General features: G+C 68.6%; 21 protein-coding genes. 6 read left to right on the top strand and 15 right to left on the bottom strand.

Annotated elements, in window-relative coordinates; all coding sequences use genetic code 11:
- Window positions 1-39: 39 nt before the first annotated feature.
- On the bottom strand, window positions 40-1,707 hold the full coding sequence (locus AC6LJ9_RS05040; RefSeq protein ID WP_498146667.1) for a BBE domain-containing protein: 1,668 nt from the start codon (window positions 1,705-1,707) through the stop codon (window positions 40-42).
- A gap of 391 nt (window positions 1,708-2,098) precedes the next feature.
- Between AC6LJ9_RS05040 and AC6LJ9_RS05035 the strand changes: the two genes are divergently transcribed.
- The gene (locus tag AC6LJ9_RS05035; RefSeq protein WP_212318980.1) at window positions 2,099-3,388 is read left to right on the top strand and encodes a Glu/Leu/Phe/Val family dehydrogenase; all 1,290 of its coding nucleotides are present in this window, start codon (window positions 2,099-2,101) and stop codon (window positions 3,386-3,388) included.
- 156 nt (window positions 3,389-3,544) lie between these two features.
- Here the strand turns inward: AC6LJ9_RS05035 and AC6LJ9_RS05030 are convergent, their stop codons facing one another.
- The 6 genes from AC6LJ9_RS05030 to AC6LJ9_RS05005 all read right to left on the bottom strand — a co-directional run bounded on the left by AC6LJ9_RS05030 (window position 3,545) and on the right by AC6LJ9_RS05005 (window position 7,705).
- The gene (locus tag AC6LJ9_RS05030) at window positions 3,545-4,363 is read right to left on the bottom strand and encodes an RsiV family protein (RefSeq protein WP_498146666.1); all 819 of its coding nucleotides are present in this window, start codon (window positions 4,361-4,363) and stop codon (window positions 3,545-3,547) included.
- A gap of 41 nt (window positions 4,364-4,404) precedes the next feature.
- Window positions 4,405-5,187, bottom strand: a complete 783-nt coding sequence (locus tag AC6LJ9_RS05025; protein WP_103274117.1) for a lipoate--protein ligase family protein — start codon at window positions 5,185-5,187, stop codon at window positions 4,405-4,407.
- On the bottom strand, window positions 5,184-5,459 hold the full coding sequence (gene lplB / locus AC6LJ9_RS05020; protein ID WP_103274118.1) for a lipoate-protein ligase small subunit: 276 nt from the start codon (window positions 5,457-5,459) through the stop codon (window positions 5,184-5,186). The genes AC6LJ9_RS05025 and lplB overlap by 4 nt, the downstream gene beginning before the upstream one ends.
- A 12-nt stretch (window positions 5,460-5,471) precedes the next feature.
- A complete protein-coding gene (locus AC6LJ9_RS05015; protein WP_392409951.1) occupies window positions 5,472-5,942 on the bottom strand; it encodes a GNAT family N-acetyltransferase in 471 nt (156 codons plus the stop codon).
- Between the two features lie 10 nt (window positions 5,943-5,952).
- A complete protein-coding gene (locus AC6LJ9_RS05010) occupies window positions 5,953-6,654 on the bottom strand; it encodes a glutathione binding-like protein (protein WP_498146665.1) in 702 nt (233 codons plus the stop codon).
- 142 nt (window positions 6,655-6,796) lie between these two features.
- Window positions 6,797-7,705, bottom strand: coding sequence for a DMT family transporter (locus tag AC6LJ9_RS05005; RefSeq protein ID WP_498146664.1), 909 nt, complete (start codon window positions 7,703-7,705; stop codon window positions 6,797-6,799).
- Window positions 7,706-7,834: 129 nt separating this feature from the next.
- On the opposite strand from AC6LJ9_RS05005, the gene AC6LJ9_RS05000 reads away from it, so the two are divergent.
- The 3 genes from AC6LJ9_RS05000 (at window position 7,835) to AC6LJ9_RS04990 (ending at window position 10,810) form a co-directional block, all read left to right on the top strand.
- The gene (locus tag AC6LJ9_RS05000; RefSeq protein ID WP_103274122.1) at window positions 7,835-8,302 is read left to right on the top strand and encodes an Lrp/AsnC family transcriptional regulator; all 468 of its coding nucleotides are present in this window, start codon (window positions 7,835-7,837) and stop codon (window positions 8,300-8,302) included.
- A 220-nt stretch (window positions 8,303-8,522) separates the two neighbouring features.
- Window positions 8,523-10,019: a purine-cytosine permease family protein gene (locus AC6LJ9_RS04995; protein ID WP_498146663.1), complete on the top strand. Its 1,497-nt coding sequence runs from the start codon at window positions 8,523-8,525 to the stop codon at window positions 10,017-10,019.
- The gene (locus AC6LJ9_RS04990) at window positions 10,016-10,810 is read left to right on the top strand and encodes a carbon-nitrogen hydrolase family protein (protein WP_498146662.1); all 795 of its coding nucleotides are present in this window, start codon (window positions 10,016-10,018) and stop codon (window positions 10,808-10,810) included. The genes AC6LJ9_RS04995 and AC6LJ9_RS04990 overlap by 4 nt, the downstream gene beginning before the upstream one ends.
- 38 nt (window positions 10,811-10,848) lie before the next feature.
- Here AC6LJ9_RS04990 and AC6LJ9_RS04985 read toward each other — a convergent pair whose 3' ends face one another.
- The 4 genes from AC6LJ9_RS04985 to AC6LJ9_RS04970 all read right to left on the bottom strand — a co-directional run bounded on the left by AC6LJ9_RS04985 (window position 10,849) and on the right by AC6LJ9_RS04970 (window position 15,594).
- A complete protein-coding gene (locus AC6LJ9_RS04985; protein WP_498146661.1) occupies window positions 10,849-11,343 on the bottom strand; it encodes a glutathione peroxidase in 495 nt (164 codons plus the stop codon).
- Window positions 11,344-11,355: 12 nt separating this feature from the next.
- The gene (locus AC6LJ9_RS04980; RefSeq protein ID WP_392409957.1) at window positions 11,356-12,558 is read right to left on the bottom strand and encodes an MFS transporter; all 1,203 of its coding nucleotides are present in this window, start codon (window positions 12,556-12,558) and stop codon (window positions 11,356-11,358) included.
- A gap of 163 nt (window positions 12,559-12,721) precedes the next feature.
- Complete coding sequence (locus tag AC6LJ9_RS04975; RefSeq protein ID WP_498146660.1) at window positions 12,722-13,921, bottom strand: DUF1501 domain-containing protein; 1,200 nt, start codon at window positions 13,919-13,921, stop codon at window positions 12,722-12,724.
- A gap of 44 nt (window positions 13,922-13,965) precedes the next feature.
- Complete coding sequence (locus tag AC6LJ9_RS04970; protein ID WP_498146659.1) at window positions 13,966-15,594, bottom strand: DUF1800 domain-containing protein; 1,629 nt, start codon at window positions 15,592-15,594, stop codon at window positions 13,966-13,968.
- 244 nt (window positions 15,595-15,838) lie between these two features.
- On the opposite strand from AC6LJ9_RS04970, the gene AC6LJ9_RS04965 reads away from it, so the two are divergent.
- The gene (locus AC6LJ9_RS04965; protein ID WP_498146658.1) at window positions 15,839-16,159 is read left to right on the top strand and encodes a hypothetical protein; all 321 of its coding nucleotides are present in this window, start codon (window positions 15,839-15,841) and stop codon (window positions 16,157-16,159) included.
- Here AC6LJ9_RS04965 and AC6LJ9_RS04960 read toward each other — a convergent pair.
- The 4 genes from AC6LJ9_RS04960 to phrB all read right to left on the bottom strand — a co-directional run bounded on the left by AC6LJ9_RS04960 (window position 16,156) and on the right by phrB (window position 20,703).
- Window positions 16,156-16,803: a hypothetical protein gene (locus AC6LJ9_RS04960; protein WP_498146657.1), complete on the bottom strand. Its 648-nt coding sequence runs from the start codon at window positions 16,801-16,803 to the stop codon at window positions 16,156-16,158. The two genes, AC6LJ9_RS04965 and AC6LJ9_RS04960, sit on opposite strands and share 4 nt — an antisense overlap.
- 15 nt (window positions 16,804-16,818) lie before the next feature.
- Complete coding sequence (locus AC6LJ9_RS04955) at window positions 16,819-17,307, bottom strand: type III secretion system chaperone (RefSeq protein ID WP_498146656.1); 489 nt, start codon at window positions 17,305-17,307, stop codon at window positions 16,819-16,821.
- A 60-nt stretch (window positions 17,308-17,367) separates the two neighbouring features.
- Complete coding sequence (locus AC6LJ9_RS04950; RefSeq protein ID WP_498146655.1) at window positions 17,368-19,050, bottom strand: methyl-accepting chemotaxis protein; 1,683 nt, start codon at window positions 19,048-19,050, stop codon at window positions 17,368-17,370.
- A gap of 234 nt (window positions 19,051-19,284) precedes the next feature.
- Window positions 19,285-20,703 carry a deoxyribodipyrimidine photo-lyase gene (phrB, locus tag AC6LJ9_RS04945; RefSeq protein ID WP_498146654.1) on the bottom strand — a complete coding sequence of 473 codons (1,419 nt, stop codon included), beginning with the start codon at window positions 20,701-20,703 and terminating at the stop codon, window positions 19,285-19,287.
- Window positions 20,704-20,972: 269 nt separating this feature from the next.
- Here phrB and AC6LJ9_RS04940 point away from each other — a divergent pair, with 269 nt between their 5' ends.
- Window positions 20,973-22,421, top strand: coding sequence for a CoA transferase (locus tag AC6LJ9_RS04940; RefSeq protein ID WP_498146672.1), 1,449 nt, complete (start codon window positions 20,973-20,975; stop codon window positions 22,419-22,421).
- The last annotated feature ends 8 nt before the right edge of the window (window positions 22,422-22,429 follow it).

Below are 22,429 nucleotides of genomic sequence, written 5' to 3'. Positions count from 1 at the left end.
GAACCGGCAGGTTCCGCGCGCCGTTCCCGTCTCGGCCCGTCAGGCCGGCGGCGTCAGCGGAATCGACATCTGGTGATGGAACAGATTGTCGGGATCCACCGAGCGCTTGGTCGCGATCAGCTGGTTGACCTTGTTGCCGTAGTACAGGTGCAGCCAGCCCGGATCGATCTGCGCGTGGGTCTGGTTGGTGTACTTCATGTCCACGTCGGGGTAGTTGATGTAGCAACCCTCGAACGGGGAGCCGGGCTCATAGAGCGGCTTGCCGCCGAACTGCCCGAAGTACTCGTCGTACAGGTCAGAGATCCACTTCAGATAGAACTCGTCGTCGGCCGGATCGGTCCAGTAGACCTGAAACTGCGACTTCAGCAGCGAGGAACGTTGCGGGACGCTGGTGGGGTTGAGCGTTTCATCGTTGCGGTTGATGCGTCCGCCATACGAATCGATCTGAATCAGGGCCTGGTTCAGGCGCGGGTTCGGATTGGCGTTCAGGTACTCCCACATGGCGGTGATTTGCACATCGGTGAAGTTCGCGCGGTGGTAAGAAGACTTGTACTTGCCGCGCTGGTTGCTGCCCGAACTGTTGATGTTCTGCGTCAGCCATAGCCAGTCCATCAGTCGCGCATCGTCCACCGGATGGGACAAGTCCAGCGGCGCTTCGGTCAGGCGTCGCGTCGGGCCGAGCCAGCTGGCCTCGATGTTCACGCTGGGCACCGTGGCGGCGGCCGCGTTCATCGCGTTGACGAAGTTGATGAAGGGCTGGTCGCGCGCGCCGCCGACCTTGCCGTCCGTGCCCGTGTACTGGATGTTGAGCACGATGTCGCCGGTGGAGCGGTGCTGCACCTTCAGCAGCGTGAACAGTCCGCCGTTGGCCTTGGCCGGGTCGGAGCTGTTCCAGTCGGCGTCATTGTCCGCGAACCACTGGTAGTAGGCCTTCATGAAGCGGCCGAAGGCGGCCTTGCCGGTGGCGCCCGTGCCGAACGAGGCCCAGGGATACGACAGCGACAGCCAGTAGGCCTGCTGCGGCGCGACGGGCAGTTCCGCGAAGTAGTAGTTCAGGATGATGCCGTAGTTGCCGCCACCGCCGCCACGGCATGCGATGAACAGGTCGCGGTCGGTGCCGACGCTGGCCAGGTTGACGTGCTTGGCGACCAGGGCGTTCTGGCCCGGGCCCTTGGGCACCAGGATGTCCACGCCCGACAGCCAGTCGACCGTCAGGCCCTGCAGGCGCGACAGCAGGCCATAGCCGCCGCCGACGATGTGGCCGCCCGCGCCCACCGAATAGCACGAGCCGCCGGGCAGGGTCCGGTTGGCCGACTTGTACAGATTGACGTAGCCGTCCCAGTTCTGGTTGCCGGCGGCGGCCGAGAACTTGTAGCGCGCCGACGCGTTCCAGGGCGAGGACACGTCACCGGCCTCGCTGTAGCGCAGGCCCGTCACCAGGCCGATGTCGATGATGGCAAGGGACTTGCCGTGGTCCTCGGGCAGCTTGTTCGCCACGAAGCCTTCGTAGCAATGGCCGCCGCTGCGCACCGTGATGCGGCAGCCCTTGGCCAGCGCGTCGTTGGCGGCGGCCAGCACCGATTGCGCGTCGTGGCAGACATAGATCGCGTCCGCACCCTCGCCGGTGGTGGGGAAACGCAGGTTGAAACCCTTTTGCAGGGTTCGGTAGCGCTGGTCATCGTTATTGACAAAGACAAAATCCGACATGAGATCCTCTATGTTTTAAGGGTTCATAAGGGTCTTCAGACGCTAGGTCTTCACATGCAAGGTCTTCACATGCGACCGGACTCCCGCCTGGCGGCGGAATGACTCGCACACGCTATCCCCAGCCGGTCGCCGGGAACCTGCGCATTGTGCGGGATCAGGGTGACGGATTCAATGCTGTGCGACATGCCGGCGGAGGATGGACGCTGGCGCCGCCGCGCACTAGGATAGGCAGGGCGGGAAGCCGTCTGAGGGCAGGCGCCGAATGGACGCAGGTCCGCCTTTCGGAAGGCTCCGATTTATATATGCCCCCATTTAAAATATTTTCATTAAAAATGGGGACGATATAGGTTTCGTGGATAAAATGGCGCAACTTTGTCAGGAGAGCCAGCTCATGTCTCAAACTCCCACCCACGCATTGCCGTCTTATCTGAACGCCGACGACCTCGGCCCCTGGGGCAACTACCTGCAGCAGGTCGACCGGGTCACCCCGTACCTCGGTTCGCTGGCACGCTGGGTCGAGACCCTGAAGCGTCCGAAGCGCTCGCTGATCGTCGACGTGCCCATCGAGCTGGATAACGGCAAGATCGCCCACTTCGAGGGCTATCGCGTGCAGCACAACACCTCGCGCGGCCCCGGCAAGGGCGGCGTGCGCTTCCACCAGGACGTGACGCTCTCCGAAGTCATGGCGCTGTCGGCTTGGATGTCGATCAAGAACGCCGCGGTGAACCTGCCCTACGGCGGCGCCAAGGGCGGCATCCGCGTCGACCCGCGCACGCTGTCGCTGTCCGAGCTTGAGCGCGTGACGCGCCGCTACACCTCGGAAATCGGTGTGATCATCGGACCGTCCAAGGACATTCCGGCTCCCGACGTGAACACCAACGCCCAGACCATGGCCTGGATGATGGACACGTACTCCATGAACGAAGGCTCGACCGCCACCGGCGTCGTGACCGGCAAGCCGATCGCGCTGGGCGGCAGCCTGGGCCGCGTCGAGGCCACCGGCCGCGGCGTGTTCGTGGTGGGCTGCGAAGCCGCGCGCGACCTGAACATCAACGTCGCCGGCGCGCGCGTGGTGGTGCAGGGCTTCGGCAACGTCGGCGGCACCGCCGCCCGCCTGTTCCATGAGGCCGGCGCCAAGGTCATCGCCGCCCAGGATCACACCGGCACCGTGCACAACGCGGCCGGCCTGGACGTGCACAAGCTGTTGTCGCACGTGTCGCAGCATGGCGGCGTGGGCGGCTTCACCGGCGGCCAGGCGATGGACAAGAACGAGTTCTGGACGCTGGAAACCGAATTCCTGATCCCGGCCGCCCTGGAAAGCCAGATCACCGCCGCGAACGCCGCCAAGGTGCGCGCCAAGATCGTGGTGGAAGGCGCCAACGGCCCGACCACCCCGGAAGCCGACGACATCCTGTTCGAGCACGGCGTGTACGTGGTGCCGGACGTGCTGGCCAACGCCGGCGGCGTGACGGTGTCGTACTTCGAGTGGGTGCAGGACTTCTCCAGCTTCTTCTGGAGCGAGGACGAGATCAACCAGCGCCTGGAGCGCATCATGCGCGAAGCCTACGCCGGCATTTCGCAAGTGGCGCGCGAGCACAAGGTCACGCTGCGCACCGCCGCCTTCATCGTGGCGTGCACGCGGATCCTGCAAGCCCGCCAGGTGCGCGGCCTGTATCCGTGATACCCGAACTGGCGGGACGCCGTCAGGCGTTCCGCCGGGGAGCCGGAGGAAGACAATAAGGAGATCGCCCCGCAAGGGGCGATCTCCATTTGGGCGGCCGGCGCGCTTGCGTCGGTCCGTCCGCCGGCGCCGCCACGGGGGCGTCGGCCGGCGCGATCAGGACGCCGGCAGCAGCTCGGGCTTGAGGATGCCGCGCAGTTCCGAGTACGGAATGCTGATCTCCGGCTCGCCCTGCGCGTAAGGCGCGATCGAATAGGCCGGATACTTGATGACCATGCCGTCGCGGGTCAGCGCGTAGTTGTCGTTCTCCTGGAACGGCCACATCTTGTCGTAGGCCGCCGGGTCGCGGCGGGCGTCGGCGTTGCCCTGCAGCCACTTGGCGTGGGCCCGGCGCAGCGCGGTCACGTACTCGGCGCGGCGGCCGGGAATCAGCGCCTCGTCCAGCGCCATCACGCGTCCGCGGGCGAGTTCCCAGTTCAGGAACTGGGTGGCGGGAATGCCGTGGGCCGAGCCCGTCAGGAACTGCTCGGTGTGCAACTCGATGGCGACGACGCCGCCGACCGTGTCGCGCACGCGCGCCTTGAAGTAGGTGGCATCGCGCGGCCGCGCGGTCTGCCAGAAATACTGTGTGTATTCCGACAGCGTTTCATAGGGGCCGCGGCGCTGGGCGTCGGTGCCGGTCATGTAGGCCAGCACATGGTCGACCAGCGCCGTCAGCTTGGGTATGCCGGGGAAGGCCACGCTGTCGATCTCGATGCGCGGGCAGTCGCCCTTGCAGTCGGGCTTGTCGGACGCCCATTTGATGCGCTCGGTGGCCAGGTCGCCCACTTTCTCCGGGGTTGAAGACGTAGCGGCGGGCGCGGCCAGCGTGATGTTGGCGGGCGGCGAACTGCCGCAGCCCGCCAGCGCCAGCGCTGCGGCCAGGGACAGGACGCCAGCCGCGCCTCGGTGCGTTAACGTGCGACGCATAGACATGAACCTCCAGGTAAAACGGGGCAAGACCAAGGCGACCGCGCTCAGGGCACGACCGCCGTCCACTCGGCTGTCGAGAACTTCTCGTCGGCCTGGGCCTGCGCGCGCGCCAGCGTTGCCTCGCCGATCTGGCCGGGGCTCAGGCGGTGCAGGCCGGCGAAGGTGTCCACCATGCGCTGGATCACGTCGGCGCGCGCCAGGCCCGTCTGCGTGCGCAGCGGGTCGACGCGCTTCTTCGCGCTGGTGGTGCCTTTGTCCGACAGCTTCTCGCGGCCGATGCGCAGGACCTCCACCATTTTATCGGCGTCGATGTCATAGGCCATGGTGACGTGGTGCAGCACCGCGCCGGAACGCCGCGCCTGCGCCGCGCCGCCGATCTTGCCCAGGTCCGAGGCGATGTCGTTCAGCGGCTGATACCAGGCCTTGATGCCCAGGCTCTTGAGGGCTTCCAGCACCCAGGCGTCCAGGAAGGCATAGGATTCCTGGAAGCTCATGCCCTGCACCAGCGCCTGCGGCACGCTCAGGGAATAGGTGATGGAATTGCCCGGCTCCATGAACATGGCGCCGCCGCCGCTGACCCGCCGCACCACGGTGATGCCGTGGCGCTGGGCGCCGTCGGGGTCGACCTCGTTCTTGAGCGACTGGAAGCGGCCGATGACGACGGCCGGCTCGGCCCATTCCCAGATGCGCAGCGTGGGCGGGCGCAGCCCGGCGCCGACCTCGTCGGTGATGGCCGCGTCCAGCGCCATGTGCAGCGCCGGCGGCTGCGGGCCTTCATGGATCAGCTGCCAGTCGTAGTCGTTCCAGTCGCTGCGGTTCGCGCTCATGCCAGGGCCCGCCGCAAGGTCACGGCTACGGCCTCCGCCGAGAAGCCGAACATCTCGGCGTCGGAGGGCAGGGCCGATTGCACCGCCAGCGCCAGCTCCAGCTCGCCGGCGTCGGCCGGCATGCCGGTCAGGCCGCGGTTGATCGCTTCCAGCGCCTCGGGCGGCTCCAGGAAGAAGTCTCCGCTGATGCGCACGTCGGCCAGCCGGCCATCGCGCACCTCCACGTCCGCGACGACCAGCTTGCCGCCAGGGACCTTGTATTCGCCATGCATGGGCGCTCCTTTCTAATGCTCTAGATTCAGTTTCATGCCGTCGTGGCTGGCCGCGAAGCCCAGGCTCTCGTAGAACCGGCGCGCGTCCGGCCGCGCGCGGTCGGTGGTCAATTGCACCAGGCCGCAGCCGCGCTCGCGGCACTGCGCGATCGCCCATTCGAACATGGCGCGGCCCAGGCCGGCGCCACGCAGTCCGGCGGCGATGCGCACGCTTTCGATCTGTCCGCGCCACAGCCCCAGGCGCGACAGGCCGGGGATGAACGATAACTGCAAACAGCCGGCAATGCTTGAATCCAGCTCAACCACGGCCAGGAACTGGTTGGGATCGCGGTCGATGGCGGCGAACGCGTCCTGGTAGCGCGCGTTGACGGGCAGCGAGGGATCCTCGCGCGTGGCGCCCAGCGCGTCGTCGGCCAGCAGGGCGACGATGGCGGGCAGGTCCTCGGCGCGCGCGCGGCGGAACTGCGGGGTCGGGATGGACATGGCGGCCTCCTCAGCGCGTCACGTTCTGCGCGGTCTGGCCGAACAGGATGCGGCGCGACTCCTCGTCGCCGACAGAGGGCGCGGTATTGATCTGGTCGGCCAGCGCATAGGCGCGCTGGGTCGCCGGGCGCGCGGCGATGGCGTCGAACCAGCGCTTCAGGTGCGGGAAGTCGTTCAGGTCCTGGCCCTGCTTGGCGTGCGGCACGATCCAGGGATAGGCGGCCATGTCGGCGATCGAGTAGTCGCCGGCGACGAATTCGCGGTCGGCCAGGCGCTTGTTCAGCACGCCGTACAGGCGGTTGGTTTCCTTGACGTAGCGCTCGATGGCGTAGGGAATGCGCTCAGGCGCATAGCCCGAGAAATGGTGGTTCTGCCCGGCCATGGGGCCCAGCCCGCCCATCTGCCAGAACAGCCATTGCGACACTTCCTGGCGGCCACGCAGGTCGGCCGGCAGGAAGCGGCCGGTCTTCTCGGCCAGGTACAGCAGGATGGCGCCGGATTCGAACAGCGACAGCGGACCGCCGCCGTCGGCCGGCGCCTGGTCCACGATGGCGGGGATGCGGTTGTTCGGCGCGATGGCCAGGAACTCGGGCTTGAACTGGTCGCCCTTGCTGATGTTCACCGGATGGATGCGGTACGGCAGGCCGGTTTCTTCGAGGAACAGCGTGATCTTGTGACCGTTGGGGGTGGTCCAGTAATGGAGATCGATCATGGCGGGTGTCCTTTGCGGTCAGGGCGAGCGCGCCCTGGGCCCCGCCGGCGATAGCCGGCGGGTGGGGAAGGCCATGATAGCGGGGACGCGCAGGCCCGCGCCCCAATAACCGGGGGGCGGGCGCGGTTATGAAAGCCGGAACTCAGGAAGCGGCGCCGTGGCCGGCGCGGCCGCGCGGCAGGCGCCAGCTCCAATTCAGGCTGACGCCGGCGGCGGCCAGGAAGATCAGCGCCACGCCGGCGATCTGCGCCATGTCCATGCGATGGCCATACACCAGCAGGTCCAGCAGGATGGCCACGGCCGGGTAGATGAAGCTGAGCGCGGCGGTGGACGTGGTCGGCAGCTTCTGGATGGCGGAGTACATCAGGATGTACATCAGGCAGGTATGGACCAGCCCCAGCGCGACCAGGTAGCTCCATTGCAGCGGCGAGGCGGGCAGGGCGCTGAAATTGGCCATCGGCAGCAGCATGACGGCGCCCAGCGTCACCTGTGTCAGCGCCAGCACCTGCGGCGGAATCGCCTTCAGGCGCTTGACGATGACGGCGGTGACGCCATACAGCGCGGCCGCGCCCAGGCCCAGCGCCAGGCCGGCCAGGTAGTCGCCGCCGTCGGCGCGCGCGTCCCACAGCCGCAGCACCAGCAGCAGGCCGGCGAAGGCCACCACCGACCAGGCCAGCTTGCCGGCGCTGGGCCGCTCGCCCAGGAACAGCACGCCCAGCCCGATCAGGAAGAAGGGTTGCACGTTGTAGACCGCCGTGGCCAGCGAGATCGAGGCCAGCCGGTAGGCCGAGAACAGCAGCACCCAGTTCAGCACCAGCGCGGCGCCGGCCACCAGCGCCAGGGCCAGCGTGCGGCGCGTGTACAGCCCGGGGCGCAGCAGGCCGCGCGCCCAGCAATACGCCAGCAGCGACAGCGCGCCGAACAGGCAACGGAAGAACACCACGTTCCAGGCGCTCTGCCCGGACTCCAGCACGAACACGCCCAAGGTGCCCGACAGGGTCATGGCCGCGGCCATCTGCGCCAGGCCCACGCGTTCGGAATTCGGGTTCATGATGATCTCTCCAGCCGGACCGGGCGCCGGCGCTGATATTTGATGGAGAAATTATCCCAGGCAGATAAAGCTGGTTATATGATTAGGCTTCGGCATTTCCATTTTTAAACCTTCTTTTAGGTGGAATATATGCAAAACGACCTAAAGAATGAAAACCCGGTCCTGGACGGCATCGACCGCCGCCTGGTGGAGATGCTGTCGGCCAATGCCCGCACCACCACCGCCGACCTCGCGCGCCAGGTCGGCATGTCGGCGCCTAGCGTGGCGGACCGGCTGCGGCGCCTGGAAGACTCCGGCGTCATCCGCGCCTATACCGTCGACGTGGACCCGGTCGCGCTGGGCTACACGCTGGAAGCCATCGTCCGCATCCGCCCCTTGCCGGGCCAGCTGCGGCACGTGGAAGGGCTGATCCAGGAGATCCCGGATTTCATCGAATGCGACAAGGTCACGGGCGATGACTGCTTCATCGCCCGGCTGGTGCTGCGCTCGATCTCGCACCTGGACGGGATCCTGGAGAGGGTGACGGAATACGCCGAGACCAACACGTCCATCGTCAAGGCGCGCACGGTGCGGCGCAGGTTGCCGCCGTTGCGGTGATGGCGGCTGGCCCGTCAGCCAGCACGCCGGCCGATCCCTGACGGCAGGCATCGCGCCATGTTGGATGCAAAGTCCGACGAATCCTGCCAGTGAATTCGGAAACATCCCATGGCCTGTCCGTCGTGATGAGCCTAGGGTAATGCCGACCACTGCCTCTGCCCGCAAACCGAATCGTCGGCGAGCCCGGTCAGAGCGCTTCCTGGCCAGGACATTGCCCAACATGGATGCACCACACAGCGCGAGCCTCGCCGGCCCGGAATCGGGGCGCGGGATAGAAAGCCGATCGATCGACTACATTCCCGGGCACGAGCGGCACGCGAAGCTGCGCAGCCAGGGGCCGTTCTGGTTTCTGGGAAACCTTCACTTCTTCACGATCTCGATCGGCTTCGTCGGGCCGGGCATGGGCCTGTCGGCGGCATGGACCGCGCTTGCCGGCGCGCTGGGCGTCATGTTCGGCACGGTCTTCATGGCATTCCATGGATCGCAGGGGCCGGAGATGGGGCTGCCGCAGATGATCCAGTCGCGCGCGCAGTTCGGCTACCGAGGCGTCGCGCTGGCGCTGGCGGCCACGCTCTTCGTATTCGTCGGCTTCAACGTGGTCAACGTCTCGCTGATCATGGGCGGGCTGAATCTGGTCTTCGGACTGGATCCCGTCGCCGTGGCGATCGCCGTCACCGTCGCGGGCGGCCTGCTGGCGATCTACGGGCACGACCTGATGCACCGCGCATTCAAGTGGGCGCTGATGGCCACGCTGCCGCTGTACGCGCTGGCGACCGTCGCGCTGGCCCTGGGCGTCGGCAGCGGCCCGGCGGCCGCGCCGGCGTATCCCGGATTCAGCTGGGTGGCGTTCCTGACGCAGTTCGCGATCAGCGCCAGCTACAACCTCTCGTATGCGCCCTATGTGTCCGACTACTCTCGCTATCTGCCCCGGGATACCCGCCGGGCAAGGCTGATCGCCGCGATCTTCCTGGGGGCGTCGCTGTCCGGCGCCTGGATGATCGGCCTGGGCGCCTGGCTCGCGCAACGGCTGCACGCGTCGGATGCCCTGGTTGCGTTGAATGATGTGGGCTCGGCCCTGTATCCCGGCCTGGGCAGGGTTTTCGTCATCGTGTCGGTCGCGGGCTTCCTGCCGGTCATCGCGCTGAACACCTACAGCGCGATGCTGACGCTGCTGACCGCCGTGGATTCGTTTCGCAGGATCCGGCCGACCCGCGCCGCGCGCGTGGCGGCGGTACTGGCCATCAGCGGCGTCCTGCTTGCCTGCGCGCTGCTGGCCAGGGGCAATGGCATCGCGCTGCTGGGCACGTTCCTCGTGCTGCTGCTGTACTTCCTGGTGCCCTGGACGGCGGTGAACCTGGTCGACTATTTCCTGGTCCGCAAGGGACGCTATGCGATCCCGCATTTCTTCACGCCCAAGGGCATCTATGGCGCCTGGCAGGCGCGCGGCATCGCCGCCTATCTGATCGGCTTTGCCAGCATGGTGCCGTTCTTCCACATCGTCGATGCCGCGTCGGGGCAGGCCATTTTCGTGGGCTACTTCGCCCAACGGATGCACGGCGTGGATATCGCCTGGCTGGTCGGCCTGCTCGTCGCCGGATCGGTCTATCTCGCGCTGGGCCGTTCCATCGACCTGCGCGCGGAGGAGCGCGTCATCGCGGGCCTGCGGGACAGCGACCTGGCGTCAATGGCGCAACACATCGCGGAGATCGAGCAATGAACGGGCCTCGCATCCGTCTGATCCAGTCGACCCTGGGCGATGGCGACATCGCCGCCAATCTGAATCAGGCGCTCGCCCTCATCGCGCAATGCGCGGGCCAGGTTGATCTGGTGGTCTTCTCCGAAACATACATCCCGGGCTTTCCCACGCCGCAGAACGTGGCCCGGCTGGCGGAACCGCTGGATGGCCCGTCCCTTTCCGCGCTGCGCGACGCCGCCCGGCAGGCCGGCGTCAGCGTGGCGATCGGGCTGGCCGAGCGCGATGGCGAGCGTTTCTACAATACCGCCGTGCTGATCGATCACGAGGGCGGGCTGCTTCTCAGCTACCGCAAGACGCACCTTTATGAGTCCGACCTTGGGGTGTTCAAGCCGGGCGCCGAGTTTCCCGTCTGTCGCTGGAACGGCATCCGCGTGGGCCTGCTGATCTGCTTCGACATCGAATTCCCCGAGACCGCGCGCATGCTGGCGAACAAGGGCGCTGAAATCATCCTTGTGCTGGACGGCATGATGAAGCCTCATGGGCATGTACACCGTCGCGTCGTTCCGGTCCGGGCCCTGGAGAACCAGGTCTATGTGCTCATGGCCAATCGGGTAGGCGCGGGCGACCGCTACACATTCAGCGGCGAAAGCCAGGTGGCCGATCCGTTCGGGCGCGTGCTCGCGATCGCCAGCACGGAACAGCCGCAGGTCCTGACCGTCACGCTGGACATGGACGCGATCAAGCGGGCCCGGTCCGAGTTCCGGTACGTCGACCTTGCCGCGATCGCGCTCGGTCCCGACAGGCGCGGCTGACGCCGGCCCGGGTCGGCTGGCGTCGAGATCTGGCGATCTCAGCCCGCCGGCGCCGCCAGGGCCCGCAGGATGTCCTTCTCGATCCCGGCCGGCGTGTCCGTGGGCGCGTAGCGCCGGATCACCTGGCCGTCGCGGCCGACCAGGAACTTGGTGAAGTTCCACTTGATGCCCTCGGTGCCGAAGACGCCGGGCTTCTCGCCCTTGAGCCAGCGGTACAGCGGGTGCGCGTCGGCGCCATTGACCTCGATCTTGGCGTGCAGCGGAAAGCTGATGTCGTACTTGGTGGCGCAGAAGGCGCGGATCTCTTCCTCGGAGCCCGGCTCCTGGTGGCCGAACTGGTCGCAGGGAAAGCCCAGCACCGTCAGGCCGGCGTCGCGGTGCGCCTGGTACAGCGTTTCCAGGCCGGCGTACTGCGGCGTGAAGCCGCATTTGGACGCCACGTTCACGATCAGCAGCACGCGGCCGCGGTACTGGTCCAGCGCTTGCTCGGTGCCGTCGATGCCGCGGGCGGAGAAATCGTAGATCGTGCTCATGGGGACTCCAGATCAGGCGTTCGAGCGCAGCGGCAGGGCCTCGCCGCCGGCTTGTCCGGCCAGTGTAGCCGCGCGGCGGCCGTGGCGGCGGGTGCCCCACAGCGTCAGCAGCAGCGCCGCCATGGCGATGGCGGCGGACATCCACGGCAGGCCGGTCAGCGGCAGGCCGCTGCCCAGCGCCATGCTGCCCAGCCAGGCGCCGCCGGCGTTGCCCAGGTTGAAGGCGCCCTGGTTCAAGGTGGACGCCAGGTTGGGCGCCTCGGCCGCCTGGTCCACGATCAGCGTCTGCAGCAGCGGCACTAGCGCGAAGCCCAGCGTGCCCCAGACGAACACCAGCGCCAGCATGGGCGCCAGCGCGTGCACGGCCTGCGACAGCGCCAGGAACACCAGCACCAGCCCCGCGAACATGCGCGTCAGCCAGAATTCCAGGTTGCGGTCGCCCAGCCGGCCGCCCAGCGTGCTGCCCACGGTCAGCGCCACGCCGAACAGCAGCAGCACGCCGGTGACGCCGCGCTCGGACACGCCGGTCACGTCGCGCAGCAGCGGCGCGATATAGGTCAGCACGCAGAACAGCGCGGCCGAGGCCAGCACGCTGGCGGCCAGCGGCCACAGCACGCGCGGATCGCGCAGCACCTTGAATTCGCGCAGGATGTTGCCGGGCTGCATGGGGATGCGGGCCGGCAGCCAGGCCGCCAGCGCCGCCACGGCGAGCAGGCCGATGCCGCTGACCACCCAGAAGGTCGAGCGCCAGCCGGCGGCCTGGCCCAGCGCCGTGCCCAGCGGCACGCCCAGCACATTGGCCAGCGTCAGGCCGGTGAACATCAGCGCGATGGCGCTGGAGCGCTGGTTGCGCGGCACCAGGTCGGCGGCCACCACCGCGCCGATGCCGAAGAAGGCGCCGTGGCAGAAGGCCGTGAACACGCGCGCCGCCATCAGCGTGGCGTAGCCGGGCGCCAGCGCGCACAGCAGGTTGCCGATCACGAAGGTGCTGGCCAGCCCGATCAGCGTGGTCTTGCGCGGCAGCCGGGCGGTGATGATGGCCATGATGGGCGCGCCGATCACCACGCCCATGGCGTAGCCGGTGATCAAGAGGCCGGCGATGTCGATCGACACGCCCAGGTCGGCGGCCACGTCGGGCAGCAGGCCCATGATGACGAATTCGCTGGTGCCGATGCCGAAAGCGGCGGCGGCCAGCGCGATGAGGTGCAAGGGCATGGAAAGAGGCGGGAAGGGGGCGGTCCCGGGACAGGACGCCCGGCGGCACGGGGAAACCCACGAATTCTAGAACAAGGCGTCGCCGCGTCCGGCGCAATGCCCTGCCGGCGTCGTGGAAATGAGCGCTTGCGTCCCGGCCGGGCTGGCGGACTCGCGCCCGCGTTCAGACCAGTTTCAGGTCCAGCGGCCGGACGCCCGGAAACACCTGCGCCAGTCGGGCCGCGTCCAGTCCGTACAGGCGCGCGAACAGGCCGGCGAAGACGGCGCGGTACTCGTTCAGCACCGGGTAGTCGCGGTCCTGGAACAGGGTGTCGCGGCGCACCTCGACCTGGCGGCCGGCGATGCGTCCGCCGCGCACCGCGCCGCCCATCACCCAGTACACGGTGCCGTGGCCATGGTCGGTGCCCTTGTTGCCGTTCTCGCGGAAGGTGCGGCCGAATTCGCTGATGACCACCACCGTGGTCCGCTTCCAGGCATCGCCCATGGCGTCGGCGTAGGCCGCCAGCGCCCGTCCCAGCTGGCCCAGCCGCGTGGCCAGCGCGCCGCTGGCACCGCCCTGGCCCACATGGGTGTCCCAGCCGCCCACGTCGACGAAACCCAGGTTGTATTGGTCGCGCATGAAGCGGGCGATGCGCCGCGCCTCCTGTTCGAGCCGGTCGGCCGACACGGCGTTGCCGTTGGCGGCCTGCATCTCCGCGTCCATTTCCTGGCGCGCCGCGCTCATGATGCGCTGGCCCTCCGCCACGGTCGCGTTCAGCTCGGTGCGCCGGTACATCGACGCGATGGCCTGGTTGTCCCTGTCGTTCAGCCGCGACTGGCGGCTGGCGCCACCCAGGTCCACGTTGGGCACGTGGGCCGCGCCTCGGCAGATCTGCGGCACGTCGACGGTGAAGGCGGCGGCCTGTCCGCGCTCATCGCCCAGCACGCCCGCCAACCGGTTCAGAAAGCCCGAGCCGTAGCCGGCGCCGCCCTTGTCCAGCCCCTGTCCCAGCTCGATGCGGTTCTGCGTCTCGAAGTGGCTGCGGCTGGTGTCCTCGGTGCCGGCGAAGGGCAGGAAGGCCAGCTCGCGCCGCTGGTAGAACGGCATCAGGCTGGCGGCCAGCGCGGGATGCAACGCCCAGCCGTCGGCCAGCGGCAGCGCGGCGTCCGCGCCGCTGCCGGGCCGGGGGATGGCGATGGTGGGCCGCGACGCGTAATAGAAGTCGCTGGCGGCCGGCACCAGCAGGCTGGCGGCGTCGTAGGCGCCGCGCATGAACACGACCAGCAGCCGGTTGTCCCGCGCGGCCGGCGCGGCGTAGAGGCGGCTGGCGCCCAGCGCGAAGGGGGCGGCGGCCATGAGTTGGAGCAGGCGGCGACGGTGCATGGTGATCTCCGGGGCGGACGGGAGCCTTGTCGTGCGGACGGGGGCTAGCGCCGCATGAACTCGGGCGAGGCCAGCAGATAGGTATTGGCGTCGCGGGGGTTGGCGGCCTGCGCCAGCGCCTGGCGGGTGTCGGGCGAGAGCCGGTCGAACAGTCCGGTGCCGGCGTAGGCCTTGAGCAGGTCGGGCAGGCGAGGTGAGGGCGGCTGCGGCGCTTGCGTTTGTTGTTGTTGTTGTTGTTGTTGTTGTTGTTGTTGTTGCTGTTGTTGTTGCTGTTGCTGCTGCTGCTGCTGCTGCGGGTTCTCGGCGGGATCGCGGTAGAAGTTCGGCGGCGCGGCGGCGATCGCGCGCGCCGTCTCGAAGCGCGCCGTCATCTGGCCGGGGCCGGCCCAGTCCGATTGCGCCAGCGGGTAGCCGTCGGGCGTGAGGCGCTGGTTCAGCGGCTGGCCGAGCTGGCGCAGCAGGTTCAGCGCGGGCCGGGGATTGACGATGGTCGGCATGCCAGCATAGGCCAGCCGCAGCGACGAATACACATAGTGCACCGGATCCTTGAACACGCCGGCGTCCAGCGAGCGCGCGAATTCGGGCGAGGCATACAGCGTCTGCAGCACGGCGGCGATGTCGCCGTCACTGGCCAGGAAGGTGCGCGCCATCCTGTCGACCAGCGCGGGCGGCGGCGCGTCGCCCAGGAAATAGGCCGCCAGCTTAGCGCTGATGAAATGCGCGGTGGCCGGATGGCGCGCCAGCAGGTCCACGGCCTGGTCGACCTCGGACAGGCCGGCGCCGGCGATGCGGTGGCCCAGGAACTGCTTGTCGCCGTAGTCGTGGCGCGCCGGATTGAACAGGAACAGCCCGTCCTGCACCACCTGCGCGCGCAGCTCGGGCCGCACCTTGGGCGGCTCCTGGCGCCGGCCGATGCCCAGGCCGGTGAGAATGCGCGCCAGCTCCTGCACGTCCGTCTGCGTATAGCCGCCTTTCACGCCCAGCGTGTGCAGCTCCATCAGCTCGCGTGCATAGTTCTCGTTGATCTTGCCGGCCGCGTTCTGCGCGTTGTCCAGGTACAGCAGCATGGCTGGCGAGCGGATGGTCGCGGCCAGCAGGTCGCGGAACTTGCCCAGCGCGTGCGGCCGGATGGCGCGGTCTTCATAGCTGCCGATGAAAGCGCCCACGTCGCCCTTGGGGGCGTAGACGTTGAAGTGGTTCATCCAGAACCAGGTCATCTGCTCCTGCAGCTGGTTGGGCGAGTACAGCGCGCGCCAGACCGCGCGGTCGGCCGTGGCGTCGGCGCGGTCGCGGGCGATCACGCGCGCGTCCCGCTGCGCCTGGACCCGGGCGTCGGGCGTCTGGTCCTTGGCGTCCTGGCGCAGCCTGCGCTGTTCGGCCTGCGCATCCTCGTCCGATTGCCGTGAGATCGGCAGGGCGTCGATGCGCCGCTGCACCTCGGCCGGCAGCGCGGCGCCGGGGGCAGGGTGCAGCTGGGCCTGCAGATAGCGGTCCGGCCCCAGTTCGCGGATGCGGGCCAGCTCGGCCGGCGTGGCGCCCCAGGTGATGCGGTTGACCAGCGCGGCCTCGCGCGCCGGGTCCGCCGTCGGCGGCTGGGCCAGCGCGGCGGCCGCCAGCGGCAGCAGCAGGAGGGGGGCGAGACGCGGCGGAATGCGGCGGTGCAAGATGGGCATGGACGGACACCAGGAAATGGGCGCGCGATCAAGCATATGACGGCATCATCGCCCGGACATTCCCGTTTCGCCGCGACTTGAAACGCACGGAAACGGATGGTTGTAGCCGGGCCGGCAGGGCGCGCGAGCGGGGCCGTCCGGCCGGCGCGCTATCCCTGTATCAAGCGGGGCCATTGCCGCTTTATCCGCGCCGCCCGCCTATGATGTCGCCTACGCCACCGCCGCAAGCACAAGGAGCCCGACCATGCAAGGAATGACAGAACGCCTGGAGACCATGCTGGCCAAGGGTACCGACAACATGCTGCTGCGCTTCTCGCTGGGCAAGGCCTACGCCGAGCAGGACTGCTTCGGCGACGCCGAGCGGCATCTGCGCGTGGCGCTGGAATTCGATCCCGACTATTCGGTGGCCTGGAAATGGCTGGGCAAGGCCTGCCTGGGGCAGGGCGACAAGGCCGGCGCGCGCGCGGCCTGGGAGTCCGGCCTGGAAGCGGCGCGGGCGCGCGGCGACCAGCAGGTGGTGAAGGAGCTGCAGGTCTTCATGAAGCGGCTGGACAAGGAAGCCTAGATCGGGCCGCCGAACGCGTCGTCGAGCGTCGCGCCCGCGCGCGCCAGCTGCCGCGTCTGGTTGAGATAGCGTGAATAGCCCTGCGGGTCCTTCGCGATGGTGTCGACGGCATCCATGCCCAGGTTCAGCGTCAGCATGGCGAACGGGCTGCCCTTGGTCAGCACGTGCGCGCCCAGTTTCACGCTGCTCAGCGCGACCTGCTTCAGGTCGTTCTGTTGCACGCCCTTGCCGATATCCACGATCATTTCCACCGAGTCGGCGATCAGGCCGAACTTGATGCCCGGCGGCTTCTTGGGCGTGGATACGCCCAGCGCCTCTTTCATTGCGTCCGTCAGCGGACCCTTGGTGATTTCGCTCGCCAGGGTGGAGCCGGAGGAGATCACGGCGCCCGCGTCTCCTGTCTGGCAGCCCTTGACGAAGCCCAGCGTGGCGCTGCCGATGCCGAGCTGGCGCTGCACGAGGCTGAAGAGATGTTTCGGCGTGTCCTTCTGCACGAACGCTTCGCCGACCGCATTCATGGCGCTGGCCGAATCGTTGAGCGTCTTTTGCGCGTCGCCCGCGCCGCGCTGCGACTCGGTCGCGCCGGCGTGGGTATTGAACATGGGGTTGGGGCTGGCGCCTATGCTGTTGAATGGCGTGCTCATGTCGCGGTTCCCCGATCAAATGAACTGCTGGACATCGTCCGACAAGGCCGGCTCAGGCAGATCATCCGCCTGCGCGAGCAGGCTCTCGATCTGGCGGCTGGCGATGGCGCCGGCCAGCGCATCGACCTGCACGCCAAAGGCCGCAAGCAGCTCAAGAAAGGCCTCGCCCCGCCAGCCGTCCTCCGCCGGCGCCCACAGCAGGCGCAGTATCAGGGTCTGTTCCGCAGGGTGCAGCCCGATGCTGCTGGGATAGGCCATGCCGGGCACCACATTGGCCGCGAGCAAGGCCCGGAACAGGTTGGCGGACATGGTCTCGTCGGTTTCCGACAAGGCGCCCGTCAGCACCAATGCCGGCTGCCCGCGCACCGGCTCGATCAAGATGGCGCGGTTGCCGCGCGTATAGAGGCTGAACGCCCCTTCGTCGGTGGCGCCGATGATGACTCCCAGCGCGGATTCGATCTGCCCGATCCAGTCCTTCAGCTCGGCGGTGGCGTTGGCTTGCATGTCACGCTCCGGGGTAAAGGGCGTGGGTAACCGGCGGCGGGCGAAGGTTCCCGCCTGTTTTCAGGGCAGTTGCCGTTCCAGCAGCGGAATCTGCCTGCGCGGCGAGGGCAGGGGCTCGGCCTGCGCCATGGGACGCCTGGGCATGGCGCCCTGGGCGCCGGCAACCCTGAACACCTCGATCGCATGGCGCAGGTGCGCGCCGCGCGTGCGCAGATTGTCCACCGCCAGGCTGGCCTGTTCCACCCGCGCCGCATTGCGCTGCGCGGCGGTGTCGGTCTCGGAAATGGTGCGGCTGACATTGTCGATGCCGGTGTGCTGCTCGGACGAGATGGCGGCGATCTCATTGACGATCTGCGTCACCTGCTTCACGGAGGTCTCGATGTCCAGCATGGCGTCGCCGGCGCGCTCCACATGGCGCACGCCTTCGGTTACCCGCTGGTTGGACGTTTCGATCAGTTCCTTGATCTCGCGCGCCGCCGTGCCGCTCTTCTGCGCCAGGCTGCGCACCTCGGCCGCCACCACCGCGAAACCCTTGCCGGCGCCGCCTGCCCGGGCGGCTTCCACGGCGGCATTGAGCGCCAGGATGTTGGTCTGGAAGGCGATGCCGTCGATGATGCCGACGATCTCCGAAATCCGCGACGTGCTCTGCACGATGCCTTGCATGGCCTGGACCGCGTCGCCCACCACCTCGCCGCCGCGCCGCGCCACGTCGGTGGCCTGGCCGGCCTTCTGGTCGGCCTCGTAGGCGCTGGACGCGTTCTGCTTCACGGTGGACGCCAGCTGCGCCATGCTGGCGGCCGCTTCTTCCAGCGAGGCCGCCTGGCGCTGCGTGTGCGCCGACAGGTCGGCGTTGCCGTCGGCGATCTCGGCGGCCGAATGCAGCGCGCTCTCGATGCCCTGGTGCACGTCGCGGGTGATGCTGACCAGGCTCTTGCGCATCACTTCCAGCGAGAACTTCAGCGCGCCGATCTCGTCGCGCAGGCTGGCCGGCGGCAGCGGCGTGCTGAGATTGCCCGCCGCGATCTGCCGGGTGAAGTCGGTGGCCGTGACCAGCAGGCCGGTGATGGAGCGCGCGAAGCCCCAGCCCGAGGCGAAGATCAGCGCCACGCCGGCGGCCAGCAGCGCGCCGGCGGCGGCCAGCTCGCGCGTGTCCATGCTGTCATACAGCGCGGCGATGGCCACGCCTGACGCGCCCAGGAACAGCGCACAGGCCAGGCAGGCCCAGGCCAGCATGCGCGAGCGCACGCCAGTCAGGCGCCACAGCATCAGCCGCGCCAGCAGGCCGCGCAGCCCGGTGGGCTTGGGCTGGCCCGCGCTCAGGCGGACGCCGCGCGCACCGCTGCGCAGCCGCGCATAGACCGCCTCGGCGGCCTCGACCTGCTCGCGCGTGGGCTTGACGCGCACCGAGGCGTAGCAGATGGTCTCGCCGCGCTCCATGATGGGCGTGACGTTGGCCAGCACCCAGTAATAGCCGCCGTCCTTGCGCCGGTTCTTGACCACGCCGGTCCACGAATCGCCGCGCTGGATGGTGCGCCAGAGGTCGGCGAAGGCCTCTTCCGGCATGTCGGGATGGCGCACGATGTTGTGGGCCGAGCCCACCAGCTCTTCGCGCGAGAAACCGCTGACTTCGACGAACGCCGGGTTGGCGTAGATGATGCGGCCGCGCGCATCCGTGCGGGAAATCAGATACTGCTCATCGTGCAGCGTGTATTCCTGGTCGTACACCGGCTGGTTGTTGCGCATGCGTCTGTCGTCCTGTGATGGGCGTTGGCGAGTTGCAGCCGGATCATCGGGGAGGGACGCCAGGGCGATCTTGATTTAGGTCAAGATATTTGAAAATTATGCAAAACGTAAACGCGCGGAGCGGGGCGCGGCGTGATGTGATGGTCGGCTTTGGGTGCGCGGCAAGGGGCGCGTCCCGGCGGCGCGGTATTGGCGCGCCTCGGACCCTGGAACCGGCGCGCGATGCCCGCCGGTTCAGGCGCGCGGCAGCTTGCCGAACGCTTCCAGCGCGCGCAGCCGGCTGCCGGCCAGGTCCACGATGGGCGCCGGGTAGCCGGCGGCCGCGCGCTCCATCGGGCTGGGCTCGTGGATGGCGTCGCCGGGCAGGTGCGCCAGCTCGGGCAGCCATTCGCGCAGGAACGCGCCGTCCGGATCGAACTTGCGCGATTGCGACAGCGGATTGAACACGCGGAAGTAGGGCACCGCGTCGGCGCCGGTGGACGCGCTCCATTGCCAGCCGCCGTTGTTGGCGGCCAGGTCGCCGTCCACCAGATGCGCCATGAACCAGGCCTCGCCCAGGCGCCAGTCGATCAGCAGGTTCTTGGACAGGAACATGGCCGTCACCATGCGCAACCGGTTGTGCATCCAGCCCAGCGCCAGCAGCTGGCGCATGGCGGCGTCGACGATGGGGATGCCGGTCTTGCCTTGCTGCCAGGCGAGCAGGTCCTCGGGCGCGTCGCGCCAGGGCACATGGACGGTTTCCGGCTTCATGGGCCGGTGCATGGACAGCTCGGGATAGGCGGCCAGCAGGTGTTGGTAGAACTCGCGCCACAGCAGTTCATTGATCCAGGTGGCGATGCCGGCCTTGCCGCTGTCCAGCTCGCCCAGGTTCGCCGCCTGCGCCGCGCGCAGCGCCTGGCCGGCCGACAGCACGCCGGCCGCCAGATAGGGCGACAGGCAACTCGTGCCGGGCCGCGACGGGAAGTCGCGGTCGCCCTGGTAGGATTCGATGGCCTCGTCGACAAAGCCGGCCAGCCGCTCGCTGGCGGCATCCTCGCCGGCGGGCCATAGCGCGCGCACCGCGTCCGAAGGCGGGTCGAAGCCGTCGAAGCGGTCGGGCAGCGCGTCCGCGCTCCAGGCCGGCGGCGTCTGCGCACGGGGCGCGGCGACCGCCGCCAGCGGCGCGCTGCGCAGCTTCTCGCGGCAGGCGCGCGCATAGGGCGTGTAGACGCGGTAGCACTCGCCCTTGCCGGTCAGTACCGAGCCCGGCGGCAGCAGCGTGCCGCCCTGGTGCAGGGTCCAATCCACGTCGGCTTCGCGCAGCGCGGCGGCCACGGCCTCGTCGCGGCGGCGCTCGTTCAGGCCCCACTCCGCGTTGGCGTGGACCTGTGCGATGTCGTGGTCCGCGCAGAAGCGCGCGATGGCGTCCGGCGCCTCGCGCCAGTCGCGCACCGTCAACAGCTTCAGGGGAATGCCCAGGGCCTGCAGGTCGCGCGACAGCGCGTGCAGGTTGCGCAGCCAGAAGTCGACCTTGGCCGGCGCGTCGCCATGCTGCTTCCATTGTCCGGGCGCCGCCAGGAACAGCGCTGTGACCGTGCCGTCACGCGCGGCGGCGGCCAGGGCGGGATTGTCGTGCGCGCGCAGATCGGTGCGCAGCCAGAACAGCGTATGCATGGGGCGGTCCAGGGCGTAGGGGCGTGGGATCGTGCCGGCTTGCGGCAAGGCTGGCATTCTATCCCGCGCGCCTCGGTCCGCGCGCCGGCGCGGCTGCCTGGCAGCCGATGTAAAAACTACGAGCAGATGTGACCAGCCGATCGGGCGCGATGCTCGCGGGCGGCGGCATCTGGTCAAACCATGAAACACGCTCGCGCCGTTCGCGTATTGACGGACCGGACCTTGGGCAATGTAATCGGAACGAAGACCACCGCAAGATGACTGACGCCATGGGAAATCTGATGGACCTCCGCCCGTCCTTCCTGAAGGGACGCTCCTCCTCCGGCACCACATCGCGCAATGTCCTGCAGGCGCTATGGCAAGCGGCCGGCATGCCCGATGAAGCGCTGGCGCATGTGTCGCTGACCGGCGCCGATCCCGTCCTGCCTTCGTCCTTCGCCGTCGGGCAGGCGGCGCAAGCCAGCATGGCCGCCGCCGCGCTGGCCGCCGCCGAGATCTGGCATCTGCGCGGCGGCGCGCGCCAGCAGGTCAGCGTCGACATGCTGCATGCGGCGCAGGAATGCCGCAGCTACTTCCGCATCAACGGCGTCACGCTGGATCCCCACGACCCCATCACGGGCGCGTATCGCTGCGGCGATGGCGGCTGGGTGCGCATCCACGCCAACTTCGCCCACCATCGCGACGGCGCGCTGGCCTTGCTGGGCTGCCCGCCGGGCGAAGGCACGACCCGCGCCGCCATCGAGCGGGCGCTGGCGCGCTGGAACGCCGTCGATTTCGAGCAGGCCGCCGCCGACGCCGGCATGGTGGTCGCCGCCATGCGCAGCTTCGATGAATGGGACCAGCATCCGCAGGGCCAGGCCGTCGCCGCGCAGCCGCTGTTCACGCTGGAACGCATCGGCGAGGCCGATCCGCGTCCCTTGCCCAAGTATGGCCAGGATCCGCGCCCGCTCACGGACATCCGCGTGCTCGACCTGACCCGCATCATCGCCGGCCCGGTCTGCGGCCGCGCGCTGGCCGCCTATGGCGCCGACGTGATGCTGGTGAATTCGCCGAACCTTCCGAACATCGACAACATCATCGACACCAGCCGGGGCAAGCTGTCCGTGTTCGCCGACCTGGACACGGCCGATGGCCGCATCGCGCTGGGCAACCTGCTGCGCAGCGCGCATGTGTTTGTGCAGGGTTACCGGCCTGGCGCCATGGCGGCGCAGGGCTTCGGTCCGCAGGACGCGGCGCGGATCCGGCCGGGCATTGTCTATGTATCGCTGTCGGCCTATGGCGAGCACGGCCCCTGGGCCAGGCGCCGGGGCTTTGATTCATTGGTGCAGACCGCGTCCGGCTTCAACCATGCCGAAGCCCAGGCCGCCGGACAGCCGGCGCCCAGGCCGTTGCCCATGCAGATCCTGGACCACGCTTCCGGCTACCTGATGGCCTTCGTCGCGCAGGCCGCGCTGGCGCGCCAGGCCACCGAGGGCGGCAGCTGGCATGTGCGCGTGTCGCTGGCGCAGACCGCGCACTGGTTGCGCGGCCTGGGCCGCATCGAGGGCGGGCTGGCCACGCCCATGCCGGCCATCGATGCCTACCTGCAAACGGAATCCTCGGGCTTTGGCGAGCTGGTCGCCTTGCGCCATGCCGCGCAGTTCTCGCAGACGCCGGCGCGCTGGACGCGGCCGTCCTGTCCGCCAGGCACGCATCCCACGGTCTGGCCCTGGGCCTAGCCTGGCCG

The sequence above is a fragment of the Achromobacter sp. 1011811831 genome (assembly GCF_059760905.1).
The sequence above is the reverse complement of the archived record's forward strand: the minus strand, read 5'-3'. Positions and strand labels throughout refer to the sequence as shown.

Coding starts and splice junctions, on each gene's coding strand:
- AC6LJ9_RS05040 (WP_498146667.1), bottom strand. CDS start 1,707: ATGTCGGATTTTGTCTTTGTCAATAACGATGACCAGCGCTACCGAACC.
- AC6LJ9_RS05035 (WP_212318980.1), top strand. CDS start 2,099: ATGTCTCAAACTCCCACCCACGCATTGCCGTCTTATCTGAACGCCGAC.
- AC6LJ9_RS05030 (WP_498146666.1), bottom strand. CDS start 4,363: ATGTCTATGCGTCGCACGTTAACGCACCGAGGCGCGGCTGGCGTCCTG.
- AC6LJ9_RS05025 (WP_103274117.1), bottom strand. CDS start 5,187: ATGAGCGCGAACCGCAGCGACTGGAACGACTACGACTGGCAGCTGATC.
- lplB (WP_103274118.1), bottom strand. CDS start 5,459: ATGCATGGCGAATACAAGGTCCCTGGCGGCAAGCTGGTCGTCGCGGAC.
- AC6LJ9_RS05015 (WP_392409951.1), bottom strand. CDS start 5,942: ATGTCCATCCCGACCCCGCAGTTCCGCCGCGCGCGCGCCGAGGACCTG.
- AC6LJ9_RS05010 (WP_498146665.1), bottom strand. CDS start 6,654: ATGATCGATCTCCATTACTGGACCACCCCCAACGGTCACAAGATCACG.
- AC6LJ9_RS05005 (WP_498146664.1), bottom strand. CDS start 7,705: ATGAACCCGAATTCCGAACGCGTGGGCCTGGCGCAGATGGCCGCGGCC.
- AC6LJ9_RS05000 (WP_103274122.1), top strand. CDS start 7,835: ATGCAAAACGACCTAAAGAATGAAAACCCGGTCCTGGACGGCATCGAC.
- AC6LJ9_RS04995 (WP_498146663.1), top strand. CDS start 8,523: ATGGATGCACCACACAGCGCGAGCCTCGCCGGCCCGGAATCGGGGCGC.
- AC6LJ9_RS04990 (WP_498146662.1), top strand. CDS start 10,016: ATGAACGGGCCTCGCATCCGTCTGATCCAGTCGACCCTGGGCGATGGC.
- AC6LJ9_RS04985 (WP_498146661.1), bottom strand. CDS start 11,343: ATGAGCACGATCTACGATTTCTCCGCCCGCGGCATCGACGGCACCGAG.
- AC6LJ9_RS04980 (WP_392409957.1), bottom strand. CDS start 12,558: ATGCCCTTGCACCTCATCGCGCTGGCCGCCGCCGCTTTCGGCATCGGC.
- AC6LJ9_RS04975 (WP_498146660.1), bottom strand. CDS start 13,921: ATGCACCGTCGCCGCCTGCTCCAACTCATGGCCGCCGCCCCCTTCGCG.
- AC6LJ9_RS04970 (WP_498146659.1), bottom strand. CDS start 15,594: ATGCCCATCTTGCACCGCCGCATTCCGCCGCGTCTCGCCCCCCTCCTG.
- AC6LJ9_RS04965 (WP_498146658.1), top strand. CDS start 15,839: ATGCAAGGAATGACAGAACGCCTGGAGACCATGCTGGCCAAGGGTACC.
- AC6LJ9_RS04960 (WP_498146657.1), bottom strand. CDS start 16,803: ATGAGCACGCCATTCAACAGCATAGGCGCCAGCCCCAACCCCATGTTC.
- AC6LJ9_RS04955 (WP_498146656.1), bottom strand. CDS start 17,307: ATGCAAGCCAACGCCACCGCCGAGCTGAAGGACTGGATCGGGCAGATC.
- AC6LJ9_RS04950 (WP_498146655.1), bottom strand. CDS start 19,050: ATGCGCAACAACCAGCCGGTGTACGACCAGGAATACACGCTGCACGAT.
- phrB (WP_498146654.1), bottom strand. CDS start 20,703: ATGCATACGCTGTTCTGGCTGCGCACCGATCTGCGCGCGCACGACAAT.
- AC6LJ9_RS04940 (WP_498146672.1), top strand. CDS start 20,973: ATGGGAAATCTGATGGACCTCCGCCCGTCCTTCCTGAAGGGACGCTCC.